The following is a 17,564-nucleotide window of genomic DNA, read 5'->3' as shown; positions in this document are numbered from 1 at the left end:
ACTCGCAAGAAACACCGAAACAGACATCACATACCCAATTAGGGGAAGCGACTCAACACCGACTCCCCAACCGAATTGCTTGACGACCATAGAGCGTTGGAACCACCTGATCCCATCCCGAACTCAGCAGTGAAACGACGCATCGCCGATGGTAGTGTGGGGTTTCCCCATGTGAGAGTAGGTCATCGTCAAGCTCTTATCCCAAACCCCCGATCGGAGAAATCCGGTCGGGGGTTTGCTTTTGGGCGGAATAAAGTTCAGGAAAGTGCGGCAGCGGTGTGGTATGGCGCGTCTGATAGGCATCTCCACCGGCTGTGCGGTTGATATTTGTTTTTACTGTATTCATTGGAGTTGGAGGCATGGCCGAGCGCAACAAGTCGGCTTCTTGAGGAGGTAGCAACTGAGAGCCCGCGTGGGATGGGTGGCAGGCGTGCCTTCTGTAGGGGGGGCGCAGCAAGAGTTGGCTGATGCCCGAGAAGCTCTCAGCTAGTCCGCGATGATCTCCTGCGTTTTCATCAGCCCTAGGTTGCCTTATTTTTACATTCTCGCTGTTCTAAGTGTCGTTGTAGGCTCCAGGCATGTACCGGACTGCCAAAACGCGTAAAATCGCGTCTTGATTCAGCTGCCAGATTGCGAGTGCATTTCGTGGAAATATTCAAAGAGTTTACGTTCGAGTCGGCTCACCGTCTTCCTCATGTGCCTCAAGGGCATAAGTGCGGCCGGCTGCACGGCCATTCTTTTCGGGTTGCTTTGTATATCAGTGGCCCTGTGGACTCACAGACTGGCTGGATTCGTGATTTCGGCGAAATCAAAACTATTTTCAAGCCGTTGTACGAGCTTTTGGATCACAACTATCTGAACGATATTCCCGGTCTGGAAAACCCCACTAGTGAAAATTTGGCAAGATGGATTTGGAACGAGCTAAAACCGTTGCTTCCAGAGCTATCGCGTATCCGCATCCATGAAACCTGCACCAGCGGTTGTGAGTACCGCGGCGACTAATTCATCTATTAGCTAAGCTCGCTGCCGGTTATGGCTGCTTTGATTCCTCTTGGGCAAAAGTGCCTGAGAGGTGCTCATAAATGGAACTCGACTAAGCAAATAGATAAGCAGGTGTGCTGCCAGAGCCTACCCGGCTGCTGATGCCACTTATTGGCGCCCGCGATTTCGACCTTTTGACACCTTCGCTTCGTTGTTGCAGAGTACCGCGCTTTTCAAGCGGCTTAGTTCGTTTTCACGGAGAATCAGAATGAACGCAGTTGTTGCAGCAGTCGGCATAATGCTGATCCTAAGTCTTTGCCGAGTGCATGTAGTGGTTGCGCTCATTGCCGGGGCTATGGCCGGCGGTTTGATTGGCGGCTTAGGTATTGATGGTAGTCTCGCCGCATTCAATAAGGGGCTGGGTGGCGGCGCTACAGTAGCGTTGTCATATGCCCTGCTGGGCGCTTTCGCGGTTGCCATCGGAAAGAGCGGGCTGGCTCATGCTCTTGCTGATAAGGCCCTGGCGTTGGTTGGGAAGCAAGACATAAAGGGCGCTGGGGCGGTGAAGTGGATGCTCATCACATTGCTGCTCGCAGTAGCAGTCTCATCCCAGAATATTCTGCCTATCCACATTGCTTTTATCCCGTTGCTGGTTCCGCCCCTCCTTTATGTACTATCCAGGATGAAGATCGACAGGCGGCTTATCGCCTGTGTTCTCGCTTTCGGTCTTATTACCCCCTACATGTTCTTGCCTGTCGGATTCGGCAACATCTTCCTGAACGAAATTTTGCTGGCAAACGTCGCCAAAAGCGGAGTGGATGTGGCCGGGATCAAGGTTACCCAGGCAATGTTCATTCCTGCTATGGGCATGCTGACGGGATTGATGATCGCCTTCTACAGCTATCGAAAGCCTCGTGAATACGATCTCACACGTGTCGAGCAAGTCGACAAGCCGACCACGACTTACAGCCCACTGACACTACTGGTTGCTGCAATCGCAGTGGCCGTGGCGTTCGTGATCCAGCTTTGGTTGGATTCGATGATCCTCGGCGCACTAGCGGGGTTCGTAATCTTCTCTGTATCAGGGGTAGTTCGTTGGCGTGAAGCGGATGATCTGTTCACTGATGGGATGAAGATGATGGCGATGATTGGCTTCATCATGATCGCGGCCGCCGGTTTTGCAGAGGTCATGCGTGAAACCGGCGAAGTGAAGTTGCTGGTAGATGCCTCAGCCGGGTGGATCGGCAACAGTAAAGCGATCGGCGCCCTAATGATGCTGCTGGTCGGTTTGCTGGTAACCATTGGTATCGGTTCGTCGTTCTCTACCGTGCCAATTATCGCTGCCATCTTTGTTCCGCTTGGGGTGGAGTTAGGCTTCAGTCCGCTGGCGATAGTGAGCCTGGTCGGGACTGCAGGCGCTCTCGGCGATGGCGGTTCTCCCGCATCCGACTCTACGCTCGGCCCCACTGCGGGGCTAAACGCTGACGGGCAGCATAATCATATCTGGGATACGGTTGTTCCTACTTTTTTGCACTACAACCTGCCGTTACTGGCTTTTGGATGGTTGGCGGCCATGACGCTGTAATTTGGATTTTGTACTGCGCCTACGATTTTTCGGCATAAATGGGCCACTGAGCTGTATGGCCGCACTCGTGTCGCTGCTCGTTGACTAAACAGAACAAAACGCAGCGGTAGGGTCGAAATGGTCAATCTGATGCTCGAACAGAAGGTATTCCTTGCGCTGCTGGTGGTGGTGTCCATTGCTTTCGGCTGGATTCTTTTGCCCTTTTATGGCGCAGTCTTCTGGGCAGTAATACTCGCTATCATTTTTGCGCCCTTGCAACGGTATCTGTACCGGCGCTTTAGCCAGCGTCGTAACTTGGCGGCGCTGTGTACTCTACTGGTATGCCTAGTCGTGGCAGTACTTCCAGTGATCCTTATCACCGGAATGCTGGTCCAGGAAGGGGCAACGCTTTATAAGCAAATAGAAAGCGGGGACCTGGATATCGGCAGTTGGGTCGCCAGCTTTCGCGAGCTACTACCTCAATCGGTGCAACAGCAACTGCAGCGCTTCGGCTTCGGCGACCTTGACTCGATGCGCGAGCGGTTGGCAACGGGAGCGCTTGAAGGAAGCCAATTCCTGGCCACCAAAGCGTTTAGCTTTGGGCAAGGAACCTTTCAGTTCCTGGTTAGCTTTTTCGTGATGCTATACCTGCTGTTCTTTTTGATCCGAGATGGGCGCGACTTGGTGGCTCGTATCCGGAAAGCCATTCCGCTGAGCGATGCTCAAAAGCGGCGCCTGTTCAGCAAGTTCACGCGGGTGGTGCGCGCAACGGTCAAGGGCAATCTCGTTGTTGCCATTACCCAGGGCGCATTGGGGGGGATCATCTTCGCAGTCCTCGGTATATCCGGGGCATTACTATGGGGGGTGCTGATGGCCTTCCTGTCCCTGCTACCAGCCGTGGGGGCAGGGTTGATTTGGACGCCTGTTGCCGTTTACTTCCTCATGACAGGGGCAACTTGGCAGGGCGTGGTGCTCACGCTTTACGGCGTATTGGTGATTGGTTTGGTGGACAACATTCTCAGGCCGATCCTGGTTGGAAAGGACACGAAGATGCCGGATTACATCGTGCTGATCTCGACGCTAGGTGGGTTAGCCCTTTTCGGGCTGAATGGCTTTGTCATCGGACCTCTGATCGCCGCCTTGTTCATGTCGACCTGGGGGCTTTTCAGTGCCCCAGATGACCAGTCACTCACTTGATATCCAAACATGAGAGGCAAGGGGGCTAGCATCCGAGCCAGCCCCCTGGTGGGATCACATTAAACGCTTACCATCTTCGCGAGTAATGATCACTGTGGCTGACCGTGGTCTGCGCCCAGCCCCATCCGGCCAGTTACTGGTGAAGTTCGTTGAGGTGGAGCCTTCTCCCGGATGTTGAATGTTGACGAACAGCGTACGGAAATCCGGTGTGGCTGTTATTCCGGTGACTTCGGCGCCCTTAGGACCGACTAGGAAACGCTTTGTCTCGCCTGTTTTGGGGTCCGACACCAGCATTTGATTATTTCCAAAAGGACCTGAATTCAGCTGGCTGCCGCTCATGTCAGTCTGAATCCAGAGTCTGCCTTCATCGTCGAACCATAGGCCGTCCGGGCTTGCCATGATGTTGCTGTCGTTCAGCGCACGGCCCTTGGGGTCTCGGCTGTTTTCCTGCGGACCGGCCAGCAGATAGATGTCCCACTCGAACCGCGTCCCTGCAAAATCACGGCTCGCTTCGCGCCAACGGATGATGTGGCCAAATGCATTAGGTGCACGCGGGTTGGAAGCATCGGCTTCCTGGCGGCCGCTGTTATTGGTGAGCGTGAAATACACTTCGCCAGTGTCTGGGTGCACTGCGCCCCATTCGGGTCGATCCATTTTCGTCGCGCCGACGATATCCGCGGCCAGTCGGGTGTTGATCAGCACATCGCCTTGGTCGGCAAACTGAACGCCGGCTGCTTGGCAGGCATCTTGAAAAGCAGGGTTGGCATGATCAAGTGCGAGCCAGTCGCCACTCCCGTCAGCGTTGAAACGTGCGACATAGAGAATACCGTCATCCAAAATACGTCCATCGCTGCGCTGTGGCCGGTACTTGTCACGGCTAACATACTTGTAGATGTATTCGTTCTGAGAGTCGTCACCGGAGTAACAGACGACTGGACGCCCGGGTTTGACCGGGGCGAAGACCAATCCCTCGTGGGCAAAGCGGCCTAGGGCTGTGTGTTTCACAGGTGTCGCATTAGGATCGAATGGATCTATCTCAACCACCCAGCCAAAGGTGTTCGGCTCGTTGCGGTAGTCTGCTTGCGGAGCGGCGGCGAGGCTGGTCGCATTGAAGCGTTCGAATTCATCGCCAGCGACTGTCTCCCATCCGTAGCGGCCGTTACCGCGTACGCCATAACGGCTGAGTTCGCGTGGTATTTCACCGTCGGCGGTGGCGAAGTACCCGGCCCAGTTCTCTTCGCATGTCAGGTACGTGCCCCAAGGCGTGTGTCCGTTGGCGCAGTTGTTGAGGGTGCCTCGGGTCGATGTGCCGCTCGGGCTATAGCGCGTGCGCAGCAGAGCATGACCACGGGCGGGGCCCTCGATGCGCATCGGGGTGGCGCCGGTGACGCGACGATTCCGGGCCGTCGGCAATACCGACCATTCGCCTCGTGGGCCGCGGCGGACTTCCACCACGGACACGCCATGCGCATTAATCTCTTTGCGAACCTCATCGACATTGGTGCGCTTGCCGTCCACCACCGTTGGGCCGTTGCGGTGGAGCAGGGGTGCGTCGATGTATTCGTGATTAAGGACCAGCAGGCCATGGTCGCTTTGACGCCCGCCGAGCTTCGCGTTCATTGGAAAGAAGTGCATCCCGTCGTGGTGCATCCCCACCTGCTGAGCCTGGTCTTCGGCGCTGTTGCTGCCGTCTTCCAGCCAGGCAGGATAGCGGCCGGTGATAGGAGTGCCCCACGGGATGAAGGTGGTGGCGGAATAGCCGGCAGGCACCGTGATGGTATCTGCCCGAGTAACCGAAACCGGAGTGAAGGGCAGGCGGGTACGACGCTTGAACGGAATATCCTTGAGCCCCTGGACTGGTGACTCGGCTGCTTGTACGAGCCCCGGAAGCGACACGCCAAGAAACGCCAGGGCACCCATTGCTGCACCGCCAGCAAGCACTTTGCGGCGGCCAATGGAGATCACATCCTGGATATGCGGATTCGTTGAATGGTTACTGGGCAACTCGTCCCCGTTGCCGAACAGAATGTCTTTGTTCTCAGTAATCACGGCGCAGCTCCATAACAATTGTTGTCGGAGCCATGACGCTAAATTGCATATGCGACAACAGAATGACAGTTGGAACCCCGGCCGACGAAGCGCAGGGCATTCATCCGCGCAAAAAAAAGCCTCGGCACGTGTGCCGAGGCTTTTCGCTACACCGCAGCTGCGAAGCTGCGAACCTGTTCTTAGTGGAACTGGTTCATGGTGTTGTCTTTACCGCTTGCCTTCAGAGCAGCTTCGCCAGCGAAGTACTCCTTATGGTTGTCGCCGATGTCGGAGCCAGCCATGTTCTGGTGACGAACGCAGGCGATGCCCTGACGCAGTTCCTGACGCTGGACGCCCTTCACGTAGGCCAGCATGCCCTGGTCGGCGAAGTAACCTTTGGCCAGGTTGTCAGTAGACAGCGCGGCAGTGTGGTAGGTCGGCAGGGTAATCAGGTGGTGGAAGATGCCGGCATGAGCCGAACCGTCGCGCTGGAAGGTACGGATCTTCTCGTCTGCAACCTGGGCCAGTTCGGTTTCGTCGTACTCGACGCTCATCAGCTTGGCGCGGTCGTAGGCGGACACGTCCTTGCCTTCGGCAACGAAAGCGTCGAACACCTGCTGGCGGAAGTTCAGCGTCCAGTTGAACGACGGGCTGTTGTTATAAACCAGCTTGGCATTCGGGATGGTCTTGCGGATTTCATCAACCATGGACGCGATCTGACCAACGTGCGGTTTCTCGGTTTCGATCCACAGCAAGTCTGCACCGTTCTGCAGCGAGGTGATGCAATCCAGTACGCAGCGTGCTTCACCGGTGCCAGCGCGGAACTGGAACAGGTTGGACGGCAGGCGCTTCGGACGCAGCAGCTTGCCTTCGCGGTTCAGGACCACGTCGCCGTTGTTCAGGTCGGCAGCGGATACTTCTTCACAATCCAGGAAGGAGTTGTACAGGTCGCCCAGGTCGCCCGGCTCTTTGGTCACGGCGATCTGCTTGGTCAGGCCAGCACCCAGGGAGTCGGTACGTGCAACGATCACGCCGTTGTCGATGCCCAGCTCGAGGAACGCGTAACGCACAGCTGCGATCTTGGCGAGGAAGTCGGCATGCGGAACGGTCACTTTGCCGTCCTGGTGGCCGCACTGCTTCTCGTCGGAGACCTGGTTTTCGATCTGGATGCAGCAAGCGCCTGCTTCAATCATGCGCTTGGCCAGCAGGTAGGTCGCTTCCGGGTTGCCGAAGCCGGCGTCGATGTCGGCGATGATCGGTACGATGTGGGTTTCGTAGTTGTCGATCTGATTCTGGATATCTGCAGCCTTGGCGCTGTCGCCAGCTTCACGAGCGGCATCCAGGGCGGTGAACAGCAGGTCCAGTTCGCGGCTGTCAGCCTGACGCAGGAAGGTGTACAGCTCCTCGATCAGATCGGAAACGGCTGTTTTTTCGTGCATGGACTGGTCCGGCAGCGGGCCGAACTCGGAACGCAGAGCAGCAACCATCCAGCCCGACAGGTAGAGGTAACGCTTGTTAGTGGTCTTCAGGTGCTTCTTGATGGAGATCAGCTTCTGCTGCCCGATGAAGCCATGCCAGCAGCCAAGAGACTGCGTGTATACGGACGAATCGGCGTCGTACTCGGCCATGTCCTTGCGCATGATGTCGGCAGTGTACTGAGCAATTTCCAGACCGGTCTTGAAGCGGTTCTGGGCGCGCATGCGAGCGACGGATTCAGGGTTGATGGCGGCCCAGCTGCTGCCGTATTGCTCTTTCAGGGCGGCAACGGCCTTGATGTCGTCTTGATATGCGGACATGTTCAATCCTTCAAAAATAAGTGTGGTTGAGCACCGACTTTTCCCACCGAAACCTACGTGCTATCGCTGATCTTTGCGGGCAACACGCGGCAGAGCGTCGAAATATCGACTGGGACGAGGATTGAACCAAGAGAAGGGGGGATACGATCGCCGGGCTGGTTCCGGTCATTGCGCCCACAGCCGGCGTGGCTGCCGTGTGCGCTACAACAACGAGAAGCGGTCAGTCTGGCTGATGCGTCAATCGCTACCCCGTCCCTCAGGACGACTCGTTCCAGTCGCAACCTCGTCAGTCCGCCTTGTGGGCAGTACAGTCACGGAACGGCTCGGCTGGTTGGCTTGAGCACGCCCCGGAGACCCTTGCCAGGGCCCCTGGTTAGCGGGAGCGGGGCAATAATGCTCCGCCGAAATAGCATCGTCAATCGTTTTGTAGTGTTTTTTTCAGGGCACTACATTGCTGCGAGAGTGTCCGGACAGGCGCTGGCGTTCAGTCGAGAACATCGACCTTCAAGCGCATCGACAGGTTCTGGCCGCCCTCAGTCGAGTAGCGACGCAGCGTTCCGCGCTGTTCGGCACTGGCGCTTTCATCTATGCCGCCAATGGCGATCCACTCGCCGACGCGGCCGCTGACTCGCGTGTCGGCGCTCTGCACCTCGACGACACCACTACGGCCCTGGGCGAGCCGGTCACGAGTGCTACTGATGGTGATCTGCACTCGGTCGCCGTGCACCGTGGCGGTGGCATAGAAACCCCGAAGGACATCACGATATTGCGTTTGCTGGTAGATCTGGCCGTAGCCGTCCGTGTTCTGCGTGGTAAGCGGTACGCTCTGGCCAACCTGTATCAGTGCCGGATAACCCTCACTGGCCTGTATCTGCTGTACGCCACCGTCCCGACTGTTGGTGCTGCGGCGGATGATTCGTACCTGGTCGCGGCCACCTATCTCGCCGCGGCCGGTTTCGAACTCCACGTTACCGGAGCGCACTGACCCGTCGACCCGATATCCGCTGGCGCTGCTGCTTGCAGAGTCTTGGGTGTCGACGCTAATGAGTAGACGTTTGGGTTCCACGTCCAGTTGATCGACCACCCGGCGCAGTTCGCTGATCAACGATTCAGGTGCGTTGACGATTAGCTGGTTGCCATAGGCTGTAGCCCGTCCCTGATTGCCTAACACTGACTCGGCGACAGAGAGAACATCTTCGGCCATCCGGTTGTTCAACTGGATGACTTCAGTTGCGGCCTGAAGTGGCAGACACACGCTGAGTGTAACGGCCAACAGCAAGGTACGAGGGGTCATAGCAGGAAACTCCGCAGGTTCGCATCCGTTAGTCCATGTTCCCACGCCTTATCGAATTCCGCTTGGCGCACTCGCACCCGTGCGAGGTCACTGTACAGTGCGTAGCCAGTGTATTGGTCGACCTTGGGGCGTTCCAGTAACCCGCAGTCGTCGGCGATTAGATAGGCGCCGCCGGGCTCGGGATAATCCGGGTTTAGTTTACGGATATGTACGCTACTGGTCAGGCGGCGGGCAAGCTGCAGCAGCCGATTGCCTTCCTTCACTGCACGCGATGGATCACGTATCAGGATGCGTAGCTGATTACGAGGATGAGCCAAAAGCAAGCGTGCGCAAGCCTGCTGGACACTGCTGTGGTGATAAAGCCAAGGTTCTAGATCAGTACTGCAAATGCACACTGACCGATTCGCCTGCTGCAACATTGCCAGTGCATGCTCGCGCACCTCGGTAGGTTTGCTGAAGCGCTGGAGCGATGTGTGTTGACCGAGAAGAAAAGGCGCAGCATCGCAGCCTTGGGGCTCTGGAATTTCAGTTTGCGGGTTATGCAGCGCAAAACGCCCAGGGGAAAGAAAGTCGATGGCAGGCAGCTCGGCCTGATCAATTCGTTCGTCCGGGGCGTTATTGCTCATATGGTCTCAGTGGCTCCGGCGCAGCATTTCGACATGAGGTATGCCTGCTTCGAGAAATTCGTCGCTGACAATTTCAAAGCCGAGGCGCTCGTAGAACGCGGTGGCGTGCACCTGTGCGGTCAGTGTTTGCTGCGTCAGCCCGCGGCGTTCGGCCTCTGCAATGACGGCACGCATCAAAGCATCGCCAACGTTCATGCCACGCCAATCGCGTAGTACGGCTACTCGCCCGATCTGCCCGTCGGTTAAGAGGCGGGCAGTGGCTATTGGGTAGTCACCCTCCAATGCGAGAAAGTGAATGGCCTCGGCATCATCAGCATCCCATTCCTGTTCTGGGGGGACAGCTTGTTCGGCTATGAAGACTGCTTCGCGGATGCGACGCAGCTCGGCGTTGTCCTGTTCCCAGTTGGCGATGCGTACCTGAACGCTATTCATCAGCAAACTCCAGACTTCCCTGTTTGACCAGTTCACACAGCAGGCTACGCCCATCTTCGTCGCTGAGCCACGGGCCGATATTCTCGACATGTAACGCGTCGGCTGAGCAAACTAACTTTAGAAGGTCGCGCAGCTTGGCGGGCAGCAGGCGACTTTGACCACTGGCGAACAGCAGAAGGCCGATGTCCACTTCGCTCCAGGCCAGGCGGGCTGCTGGGTTGCGCACCAGAACAGCACCATCTTCCAGCGCGGATAACAGCTCGGCTTGCTCCAGTCCGGGGCCCTCTACACGCTCGGGGTAACGCGGTTCGGTCATGAACTGGCCGAACCAGGTGAGCAATAGACGCTCATCGCTCATATGCTCTGCAAGCAGCGCTTTTAGTCGATCCAGCGCGTCACTTTGAATCTGGTACGGATCGTCGGTCGGCTGCAGATCAGCGTCGCTGTAGCGATCTTCGTCCGGCAGGAACTGGGCCAGGAAGTCCGTGAAATGGGTCAGTACCTCGGCGGCGCTTGGAGCGCGGAAGCCGATCGAGTAGGTCATGCAGGCGTCTTCGGCAGTACCGAAGTGGGCAAGGCGGGGAGGCAAATAAAGCATGTCGCCCGGCTCCAGTACCCACTCGTCGGTACCCTGGAAGTCGGCGAGTATCCGCAGATCGCCGTGGGCGAGCATCGGGCTTTCGCTGTCGCACATTTGCCCGATGCGCCAGCGTCGCTGGCCATGTGCTTGCAGCAGGAACACATCGTAGTTATCAAAATGCGGACCTACGCCGCCACCCGGCGCCGCATAGCTGATCATCACGTCATCAATCCGCCAGTTGGGCAGAAAGCGGAAGTGCCCGATCAAGTCGGCAACTTCCGGTACCAGCTGATCTACGGCTTGCACCAGCAATGTCCAATCGCGCTCGGGAAGTTGCTGATAGGTATCGTCGGGGAAAGGTCCACGACGCAATTCCCAGGGGCTTTCACCGTGCTCGATGATCAGGCGGGATTCGACTTCCTCTTCCAAAGAAAGGCCAGCCAGTTCGTCTGGTGAAATGGGGCTCTGGAAGTCTGGGATGGCTTGGCGAATAAGCAGAGGTTTCTTCTGCCAGTAATCGCGCAAAAATTCCCGAGCGCTGATGCCGCCCAAAATTTGAAGTGGAATATCAGAAGTCATGCGTAACACCTTGCTCTATATACAGAGCTGAAAATAAAAACGCCCGGCACAGCCGGGCGTGCATACATGTGATCGCTTAGATGCGCTTGGCCTGGGCAACGGCATTGCCGATGTAATTGGCCGGCGTCAGTCTGCGCAGTTCTGCCTTGGCTTCGACTGGAATGTCCAGCCCTTCAATGAACGTCTGCAGGGCTTCGGGCGTAATGCCTTTGCCACGGGTCAGGTCCTTGAGCTTCTCGTAAGCATTTTCCACGGCATAGCGGCGCATTACGGTTTGAACCGGCTCGGCCAACACTTCCCAGCAGGCGTCCAGATCGTCAGCGATGCGGGAAACGTTGAGCTCCAGCTTGCCGATGCCTTTGAGGCTTGCTTCATAAGCGATGACGCTATGGGCGAAGCCCACGCCGAGATTGCGCAGCACTGTGGAGTCGGTGAGGTCGCGCTGCCAGCGGGAGATCGGCAGTTTGCTGGCCAGATGCTGGAACAGCGCGTTGGCGATCCCCAGATTGCCTTCGGAGTTCTCGAAGTCGATCGGGTTGACCTTGTGCGGCATGGTCGAAGAGCCGATCTCGCCGGCAACGGTCTTCTGCTTGAAGTAACCGAGGGAGATGTAGCCCCAGACGTCACGATCGAAATCGATGAGGATGGTGTTGAAGCGCGCAATGGCGTCGAACAGTTCGGCGATGTAGTCGTGCGGCTCAATCTGCGTGGTGTAGGGGTTCCAGGACAGGCCGAGGTCACGTTCGATGAATTCGCGCGCGTTGGCCTCCCAATCGATCTCTGGATAGGCACTGAGGTGGGCGTTGTAGTTACCTACCGCGCCGTTGATCTTGCCTAGCAGCGGAACAGCCTCGACCTGCGCAATCTGACGCTCCAGGCGGTAAACGACGTTCGCCAACTCTTTGCCGAGAGTTGTAGGCGAAGCCGGTTGGCCATGGGTGCGCGATAGCATTGGCACGTCGGCGAACTGCACCGCCAGGGTCCGGATCGAGTCGGCGATCTGGCGCATCAGCGGCAGCAGAACGCTGTCGCGCCCTTCGCGCAGCATCAGCGCGTGGGAAAGATTGTTGATGTCTTCGCTGGTGCAGGCGAAGTGGATGAATTCGTTGACTTTGGCCAGTTCCGGTAGCTGCTTGGCCTGCTCTTTGAGCAGGTACTCCACGGCTTTGACGTCATGGTTAGTGGTGCGCTCGAATTCTTTCACACGCTCGGCATGTACCAGCTGGAAGTTCTCGGCCAGTTGGTCCAGCAAGGCGTTGGCTTCAGCGGAGAAGGGGGGGACTTCCGGAATGCCTGGATGGGCTGCCAGGCGCTGGAGCCAACGAACTTCGACCTGTACGCGGCAACGGATCAGACCGAATTCGCTGAAGATCGGGCGTAGGGCGCTGGTTTTGCCGGCGTAGCGGCCGTCGACGGGGGAAACCGCCGTGAGCGAGGAAAGCTGCATAGAGGGCATTCTCGGACAGTCAGGCAACGAAAAGAGGGCGCAGATTATACATGAATGTACCGGGTGGACCCGGCACATTCGCTGCGGTTAGAGGTCTTCGCTCTGGGTCGAGCGAAGCCTGGGATAAAGCGCATCGAGTAGCTTGCGGCGGCTGAAGATCAGTTGCCAGCGATGTCCGCCGAGTTGGCGCCACAGGCGGGCCGAACGAATGCCTGATAGCAGCAGGGCGCGGATCTTTGAGGCATTGTCCGTCTGTTGAAGGTGGCGCATGTCGCCCTGGACTTGAATGCGCTGACGGAAAGTACTCAGGGTGTCCTGATAGAGGCCACCGAACGAGGCGACGACATTTTCATGGGTAATACCGAAGTGTTCGACCTGCTGCTGAATCTGGTCAAGACGACTGCCGATGACCTGAAGCATGTCGTCGCGTTTGTCGAGCTGGCGCTCCAGGCCGATCATCGCCAAGGCGTAGCGCAGCGGCTCGCGTTGCAGGGTGCTGCTGTCGCGCTCCAGCGCGCCGACCAATGCACGGTAGCCGTCTCGCAGGTTCAGGTCATCGCCGCCGTAGATTTCAAGGGTGGTTTCCGGGTTGCGGGCCAGTAGACTGCCAAGCATGCAGCCGAGCGAAGCGCTTGGGATCTGGCCTGTACGAGCGATGCGGTCCACCAGTGTTGCGGCTTCGAAAACCGCGCCAAGTGCGATCAGCTGTTCGTCCAGCGCTTTCATGGGCGGCCCTCGAACCAGGGTTCGGCCTGCTCGATCACTCCGCCCCCCAAACAGACTTCGCCTTCATAGAATACGACCGACTGGCCGGGTGTGACGGCGCGCTGAGGAGCTTCGAAAACAGCGCGATAGCCGCCTGAAGTCTTTTCCAGTCTGCAGGCTTGATCAGCCTGGCGATAGCGAACCTTGGCAGTCAGTTTGAGTGGCTCACTGAGATTGATCGGGTTCACCCAGTAGATATCCGATGCCAGCAGGGCGCGAGAAAAAAGCCATGGATGATCGTTACCCTGGCCGACTACCAGCACATTGCGCTGCAGGTCCTTGCTCAGAACGTACCAGGGTTCATCCGAAGCATCCTTGAGGCCACCTATGCCCAGTCCCTGGCGCTGTCCGATGGTGTGATACATCAGTCCGTGGTGGCGGCCGATCACTTCACCGTCGATGGTTTCGATATCGCCGGGTTGGGCCGGGAGGTACTGCTTGAGAAAATCACTGAAGCGCCGCTCGCCGATAAAACAGATGCCGGTGGAGTCTTTCTTCTTCGCCGTGGCGAGGCCGTACTTTTCGGCGATCGCGCGCACTTCGGGCTTTTCCAGTTCGCCGACAGGAAACAACGTTTTGCTCAGCTGATCTCCGCCAACAGCATGCAGGAAATAGCTCTGGTCTTTGTTCGGATCCAGTCCCTTGAGCAGCTCGCTGCGTCCATCCACGTCCCGGCGACGTACGTAGTGGCCGGTCGCGATGAGGTCTGCTCCCAGCATCAGTGCATAGTCTAGGAAGGCCTTGAACTTGATTTCCCGGTTGCAAAGGATGTCTGGGTTGGGCGTGCGCCCGGCCTTGTATTCGGCGAGGAAGTGTTCGAAAACGTTGTCCCAGTATTCGGCTGCGAAATTGGCGGTGTGCAGCTTGATGCCAATGCGGTCGCATACGGCCTGGGCGTCAGCCAGGTCTTCCTTGGCGGTACAGTATTCCGTGCCGTCATCCTCTTCCCAGTTCTTCATGAACAGGCCTTCGACCTGATAACCCTGCTCGAGAAGCAGAAGAGCGGAAACGGAAGAGTCCACTCCGCCGGACATGCCGACGATGACACGAGTTTTTTCCGGGGCGGTGAGGGGTGATACAGACATAGGAATACGCTGAGGCTCTGCAAAGGAGCGGAATTCTATCAGGCTGCACCTGGCATGACGAAGTGGTGATCAGTTGCGAATCACATCAAGCGAGTGCAACGGGCCGGCAAGGTAATCGTCGATGCAGCGGGGCACCAGTTCGCTGCGCCAGCGTTCGGGATGTTGGGCAAGGTCTTCGCGGCTCAGCCAGGGAGCAGCGACAATGCCGTGGTCGAGAGGGCGTTGCGGGTCATGGCATAACGCTTTGGCGGCAAAGCAGACACGTTGGTAGGTCACGCCGTTGCTGGGTGCCGTGTACAGGTAGATTCCGACCACGCCGACGAGCTCAACCTCCCAGCCGGTTTCCTCGAGCGTTTCACGCACGGCGGCCTGGGTTAGCGTTTCGTTGGGTTCCAAATGACCGGCTGGCTGGTTGAGCACCAGACGTCCAGCCTTCAATTCTTCTACCAGCAGGAAACGCCCTTGGTTTTCGATCACCGTTGCGACAGTGATATGAGGTTGCCAGTCCATATAAGCTGCCTTGCGCAAATGATCTGATCATAGCAGCCGGCTATCAGAAGCACGAACCCCGGCACGAGGCCGGGGTTCGTGGTGATGCTCTGGTGCTGACTCAGGTGTTCAGTGCGGCCAGGGCTGCATTGAAGGTCGCGCTGGGACGCATGACCTTGCTGGTCAGCTCTGGGTTGGAGCGGTAGTAACCACCGATGTCGACCGGCTTGCCCTGAACGGCAGCGAGTTCGGCAACGATGGTCGCTTCCTGGTCGGCCAGCTGCTTGGCCAGTGGGGTGAAATGCGCCTTCAGCTCAGCGTCTTCGTCCTGTGCTGCCAGGGCCTGCGCCCAGTAAAGTGCCAGGTAGAAGTGGCTGCCGCGGTTGTCGATCTGACCGACCTTGCGCGCCGGTGACTTGTTGTTGCCCAGCAGCTTGCCGGTGGCCTGATCGAGCGTCTTGCCGAGGATTTTGGCCTTGGTGTTGCCGGTCTTGATCCCGGTTTCTTCCAAAGACACGGCCAGAGCAAGGAACTCGCCCAGGGAATCCCAGCGCAGGTAGTTTTCTTCGACCAGCTGCTGCACGTGCTTCGGCGCGGAACCACCAGCGCCGGTTTCGTACATGCCACCGCCAGCCATCAGTGGAACGATGGAGAGCATCTTCGCCGAAGTGCCCAGCTCCATGATCGGGAACAGGTCGGTCAGATAGTCGCGCAGGACGTTGCCGGTCACCGAAATGGTGTCCTGACCGCGAATCATGCGCTCCATGCTGACGCGGATGGCTTCGTTGTAACCCATGATGCGGATGTCCAGACCGGTCAGGTCGTAATCCTTGAGGTAGAGCTCGACCTTCTTCTGCAGCTCGCGGTCGTGTGCGCGCTCCGGGTCCAGCCAGAAGATGGCCGGGGTGCCGGACTGGCGTGCGCGGGTGACGGCCAGCTTGACCCAGTCGCGAATCGGCGCGTCCTTGGTCTGGCAGGCGCGCCAGATGTCGCCTTTCTCGACTTCGTGCTGCATCAGCACGGTGCCATCGGCCAGGACGACGCGTATGGTGCCGTCAGCCTGCATCTCGAAGGTCTTGTCGTGCGAGCCGTACTCCTCGGCCTTCTGCGCCATCAGGCCGACGTTCGGTACGCTGCCCATGGTGACCGGATCGAAGGCGCCGTTGGTCTTGCAGAAGTTGATCATCTCCTGGTAGATGCGGGCGTAGGTGCTCTCCGGCATTACCGCTTTGGTGTCCTTCTGCTTGCCGTCCTTGCCCCACATCTGGCCGGAGTTGCGGATCATCGCAGGCATCGAGGCATCGACGATGACGTCGCTCGGAATGTGCAGGTTGGTGATGCCCTTGACCGAGTCGACCATCGCCATTTCCGGGCGGTGGCTGTACACCTCGTGAATGTCATGCAGGATTTCTTCCTGCTGCGAAACCGGCAGCGACTTGATCTTGTCGTAGACGCTGCTGATGCCGTTGTTCGGGTTGACGCCCAGCTCCTTGAACAGATCGCCGTACTTGTCGAACACGTCCTTGTAGTAAACGCTGACCGCATGGCCGAAGACGATCGGGTGCGAGATCTTCATCATGGTGGCCTTGACGTGCAGCGACCACATCACGTTGGTCTCTTTGCAGTCCTGCAGCGTTTCTTCGAAGAACGCACGCAGCTTGTTGCAGCTCATGAACATGCCGTCGAGCACTTCGCCTTCTTGCAGGGCGAGCTGCTTCTTGACCTCGACCTTGCCGTCCTTGCCGACGAACTCGATGCGCACGTCACCGGCTTTGTCCATGGTGATCGACTGTTCGCTGGAGAAGAAGTCGCCGCCGCGCATGTAATCGGCGTGGGACTGTGATGCCTTGCTCCACTTGCCCATGGAATGTGGGTGCTTGCGGGCATAGGCTTTGACGGCAGCCGGGGCACGGCGGTCGGAGTTACCTTCGCGCAGAACCGGGTTCACGGCGCTACCAAGGACTTTGCTGTAACGCGCGCGCGCGTCTTTCTCGGCGTCGGTCTGCGGGTCTTCCGGAAAGTTGGGGATGTTGTAACCGAGGGCTTGCAGTTCGGCGATGGCGGCCTTGAGCTGCGGAACGGAGGCGCTGATGTTAGGCAGCTTGATGATATTGGCGTCAGGCTGGTTGGTCAGCTCGGCGAGCTTGGCCAGGTCGTCTTCGGCTTTTTTATCCGCGTCCAGCTGATCGGCAAAACTCGCAAGAATGCGCCCTGCAAGAGAGATGTCGCGTGTTTCGACGGCTAGGTCGGCGGAGGCTGCAAACGCTTCTACAATGGGGAGAAGTGAATAGGTAGCCAAGGCTGGAGCTTCGTCGGTGAAGGTATAGATGATCTTCGAAGGGGTGGACATTTAGCGTTAACTCTCTTCTTGCTGGGCGTGCACAGAATCCCGAGTGCGCCGGGTAGGCGCTCTGGCTCTCCGTCTAGTTGAACCAGAAGTGGGATTCGCCGCGGTGTGATGGATGCACCAATAGAGTGTCGAGCATTTGAACCGGTGAGCCGCGATAGCAGCTCGACGGTTTCAAGAGGCGGGTCTTGTACAAGACAGGCTCGTCCCTTATGACTTGTTAGTCATCCGGGCAGTATACCATTGAGCCAGTGCATGGCAGAACGGCGTTGCGCATACGACGAACGAACATGTAGTTTCAGTCGATTCAAGTGAGTTACCCTCAAGATGATCGATGTCTAACCACGAAGACGG

The 17,564-nt window shown here is 57.8% G+C and carries 14 protein-coding genes and 1 rRNA gene; 4 read left to right on the top strand and 11 right to left on the bottom strand.

Annotated features, from left to right (window positions below; genetic code table 11):
• The first annotated feature begins 78 nt into the window (after positions 1–78).
• The 4 genes from rrf (at position 79) to CXK91_RS03460 (ending at position 3,742) form a co-directional block, all read left to right on the top strand.
• Positions 79–194 (top strand): 5S ribosomal RNA (gene rrf / locus CXK91_RS03475).
• A 451-nt stretch (positions 195–645) separates the two neighbouring features.
• A complete protein-coding gene (gene queD, locus CXK91_RS03470) occupies positions 646–1,002 on the top strand; it encodes a 6-carboxytetrahydropterin synthase QueD (RefSeq protein ID WP_103455015.1) in 357 nt (118 codons plus the stop codon).
• Between the two features lie 247 nt (positions 1,003–1,249).
• The gene (locus CXK91_RS03465; RefSeq protein ID WP_103454976.1) at positions 1,250–2,566 is read left to right on the top strand and encodes a Na+/H+ antiporter family protein; all 1,317 of its coding nucleotides are present in this window, start codon (positions 1,250–1,252) and stop codon (positions 2,564–2,566) included.
• Positions 2,567–2,683: 117 nt separating this feature from the next.
• Complete coding sequence (locus CXK91_RS03460) at positions 2,684–3,742, top strand: AI-2E family transporter (RefSeq protein ID WP_103454975.1); 1,059 nt, start codon at positions 2,684–2,686, stop codon at positions 3,740–3,742.
• A 54-nt stretch (positions 3,743–3,796) separates the two neighbouring features.
• On the opposite strand, the gene CXK91_RS03455 is transcribed toward CXK91_RS03460, so the two are convergent.
• From CXK91_RS03455 to CXK91_RS03405, 11 genes are all read right to left on the bottom strand, one after another.
• Positions 3,797–5,791, bottom strand: coding sequence for a PhoX family protein (locus CXK91_RS03455; RefSeq protein ID WP_103454974.1), 1,995 nt, complete (start codon positions 5,789–5,791; stop codon positions 3,797–3,799).
• 179 nt (positions 5,792–5,970) lie between these two features.
• Complete coding sequence (locus tag CXK91_RS03450) at positions 5,971–7,566, bottom strand: isocitrate lyase (protein WP_103454973.1); 1,596 nt, start codon at positions 7,564–7,566, stop codon at positions 5,971–5,973.
• Between the two features lie 484 nt (positions 7,567–8,050).
• Positions 8,051–8,860 (bottom strand): secretin N-terminal domain-containing protein, encoded by an 810-nt coding sequence (locus tag CXK91_RS03445; protein ID WP_103454972.1) that lies wholly within the window; start codon positions 8,858–8,860, stop codon positions 8,051–8,053.
• Positions 8,857–9,486, bottom strand: coding sequence for a histone acetyltransferase HPA2 (locus tag CXK91_RS03440; protein ID WP_103454971.1), 630 nt, complete (start codon positions 9,484–9,486; stop codon positions 8,857–8,859). Before CXK91_RS03440 ends, CXK91_RS03445 begins: the two co-directional genes overlap by 4 nt.
• Before the next feature lie 6 nt (positions 9,487–9,492).
• Positions 9,493–9,918 (bottom strand): GNAT family N-acetyltransferase, encoded by a 426-nt coding sequence (locus tag CXK91_RS03435; RefSeq protein WP_103454970.1) that lies wholly within the window; start codon positions 9,916–9,918, stop codon positions 9,493–9,495.
• Positions 9,911–11,077 (bottom strand): cupin domain-containing protein, encoded by a 1,167-nt coding sequence (locus tag CXK91_RS03430; protein WP_103454969.1) that lies wholly within the window; start codon positions 11,075–11,077, stop codon positions 9,911–9,913. Before CXK91_RS03430 ends, CXK91_RS03435 begins: the two co-directional genes overlap by 8 nt.
• A 76-nt stretch (positions 11,078–11,153) precedes the next feature.
• Positions 11,154–12,524, bottom strand: coding sequence for an adenylosuccinate lyase (gene purB, locus CXK91_RS03425; protein WP_103454968.1), 1,371 nt, complete (start codon positions 12,522–12,524; stop codon positions 11,154–11,156).
• A gap of 87 nt (positions 12,525–12,611) precedes the next feature.
• On the bottom strand, positions 12,612–13,250 hold the full coding sequence (hflD, locus tag CXK91_RS03420; RefSeq protein WP_103454967.1) for a high frequency lysogenization protein HflD: 639 nt from the start codon (positions 13,248–13,250) through the stop codon (positions 12,612–12,614).
• The gene (mnmA, locus tag CXK91_RS03415; RefSeq protein ID WP_146048116.1) at positions 13,247–14,374 is read right to left on the bottom strand and encodes a tRNA 2-thiouridine(34) synthase MnmA; all 1,128 of its coding nucleotides are present in this window, start codon (positions 14,372–14,374) and stop codon (positions 13,247–13,249) included. The genes hflD and mnmA overlap by 4 nt, the downstream gene beginning before the upstream one ends.
• 69 nt (positions 14,375–14,443) lie before the next feature.
• Positions 14,444–14,884, bottom strand: coding sequence for an NUDIX hydrolase (locus CXK91_RS03410; RefSeq protein ID WP_103454965.1), 441 nt, complete (start codon positions 14,882–14,884; stop codon positions 14,444–14,446).
• Between the two features lie 100 nt (positions 14,885–14,984).
• Positions 14,985–17,213 (bottom strand): NADP-dependent isocitrate dehydrogenase, encoded by a 2,229-nt coding sequence (locus CXK91_RS03405; RefSeq protein ID WP_103454964.1) that lies wholly within the window; start codon positions 17,211–17,213, stop codon positions 14,985–14,987.
• Positions 17,214–17,564 lie beyond the last annotated feature (351 nt).

Origin of the sequence: Stutzerimonas stutzeri (genome assembly GCF_002909485.1) — a bacterium.
Classification (GTDB): domain Bacteria; phylum Pseudomonadota; class Gammaproteobacteria; order Pseudomonadales; family Pseudomonadaceae; genus Stutzerimonas; species Stutzerimonas stutzeri_AH.
Note: the sequence above shows the minus strand (reverse complement) of the source record. Positions and strands in the feature narration are given on the sequence as shown.

Coding starts and splice junctions, on each gene's coding strand:
- CXK91_RS03450 (WP_103454973.1), bottom strand. CDS start 7,566: ATGTCCGCATATCAAGACGACATCAAGGCCGTTGCCGCCCTGAAAGAG.
- CXK91_RS03465 (WP_103454976.1), top strand. CDS start 1,250: ATGAACGCAGTTGTTGCAGCAGTCGGCATAATGCTGATCCTAAGTCTT.
- CXK91_RS03440 (WP_103454971.1), bottom strand. CDS start 9,486: ATGAGCAATAACGCCCCGGACGAACGAATTGATCAGGCCGAGCTGCCT.
- hflD (WP_103454967.1), bottom strand. CDS start 13,250: ATGAAAGCGCTGGACGAACAGCTGATCGCACTTGGCGCGGTTTTCGAA.
- mnmA (WP_146048116.1), bottom strand. CDS start 14,374: ATGTCTGTATCACCCCTCACCGCCCCGGAAAAAACTCGTGTCATCGTC.
- CXK91_RS03430 (WP_103454969.1), bottom strand. CDS start 11,077: ATGACTTCTGATATTCCACTTCAAATTTTGGGCGGCATCAGCGCTCGG.
- CXK91_RS03435 (WP_103454970.1), bottom strand. CDS start 9,918: ATGAATAGCGTTCAGGTACGCATCGCCAACTGGGAACAGGACAACGCC.
- CXK91_RS03445 (WP_103454972.1), bottom strand. CDS start 8,860: ATGACCCCTCGTACCTTGCTGTTGGCCGTTACACTCAGCGTGTGTCTG.
- purB (WP_103454968.1), bottom strand. CDS start 12,524: ATGCAGCTTTCCTCGCTCACGGCGGTTTCCCCCGTCGACGGCCGCTAC.
- CXK91_RS03460 (WP_103454975.1), top strand. CDS start 2,684: ATGGTCAATCTGATGCTCGAACAGAAGGTATTCCTTGCGCTGCTGGTG.
- CXK91_RS03405 (WP_103454964.1), bottom strand. CDS start 17,213: ATGTCCACCCCTTCGAAGATCATCTATACCTTCACCGACGAAGCTCCA.
- CXK91_RS03410 (WP_103454965.1), bottom strand. CDS start 14,884: ATGGACTGGCAACCTCATATCACTGTCGCAACGGTGATCGAAAACCAA.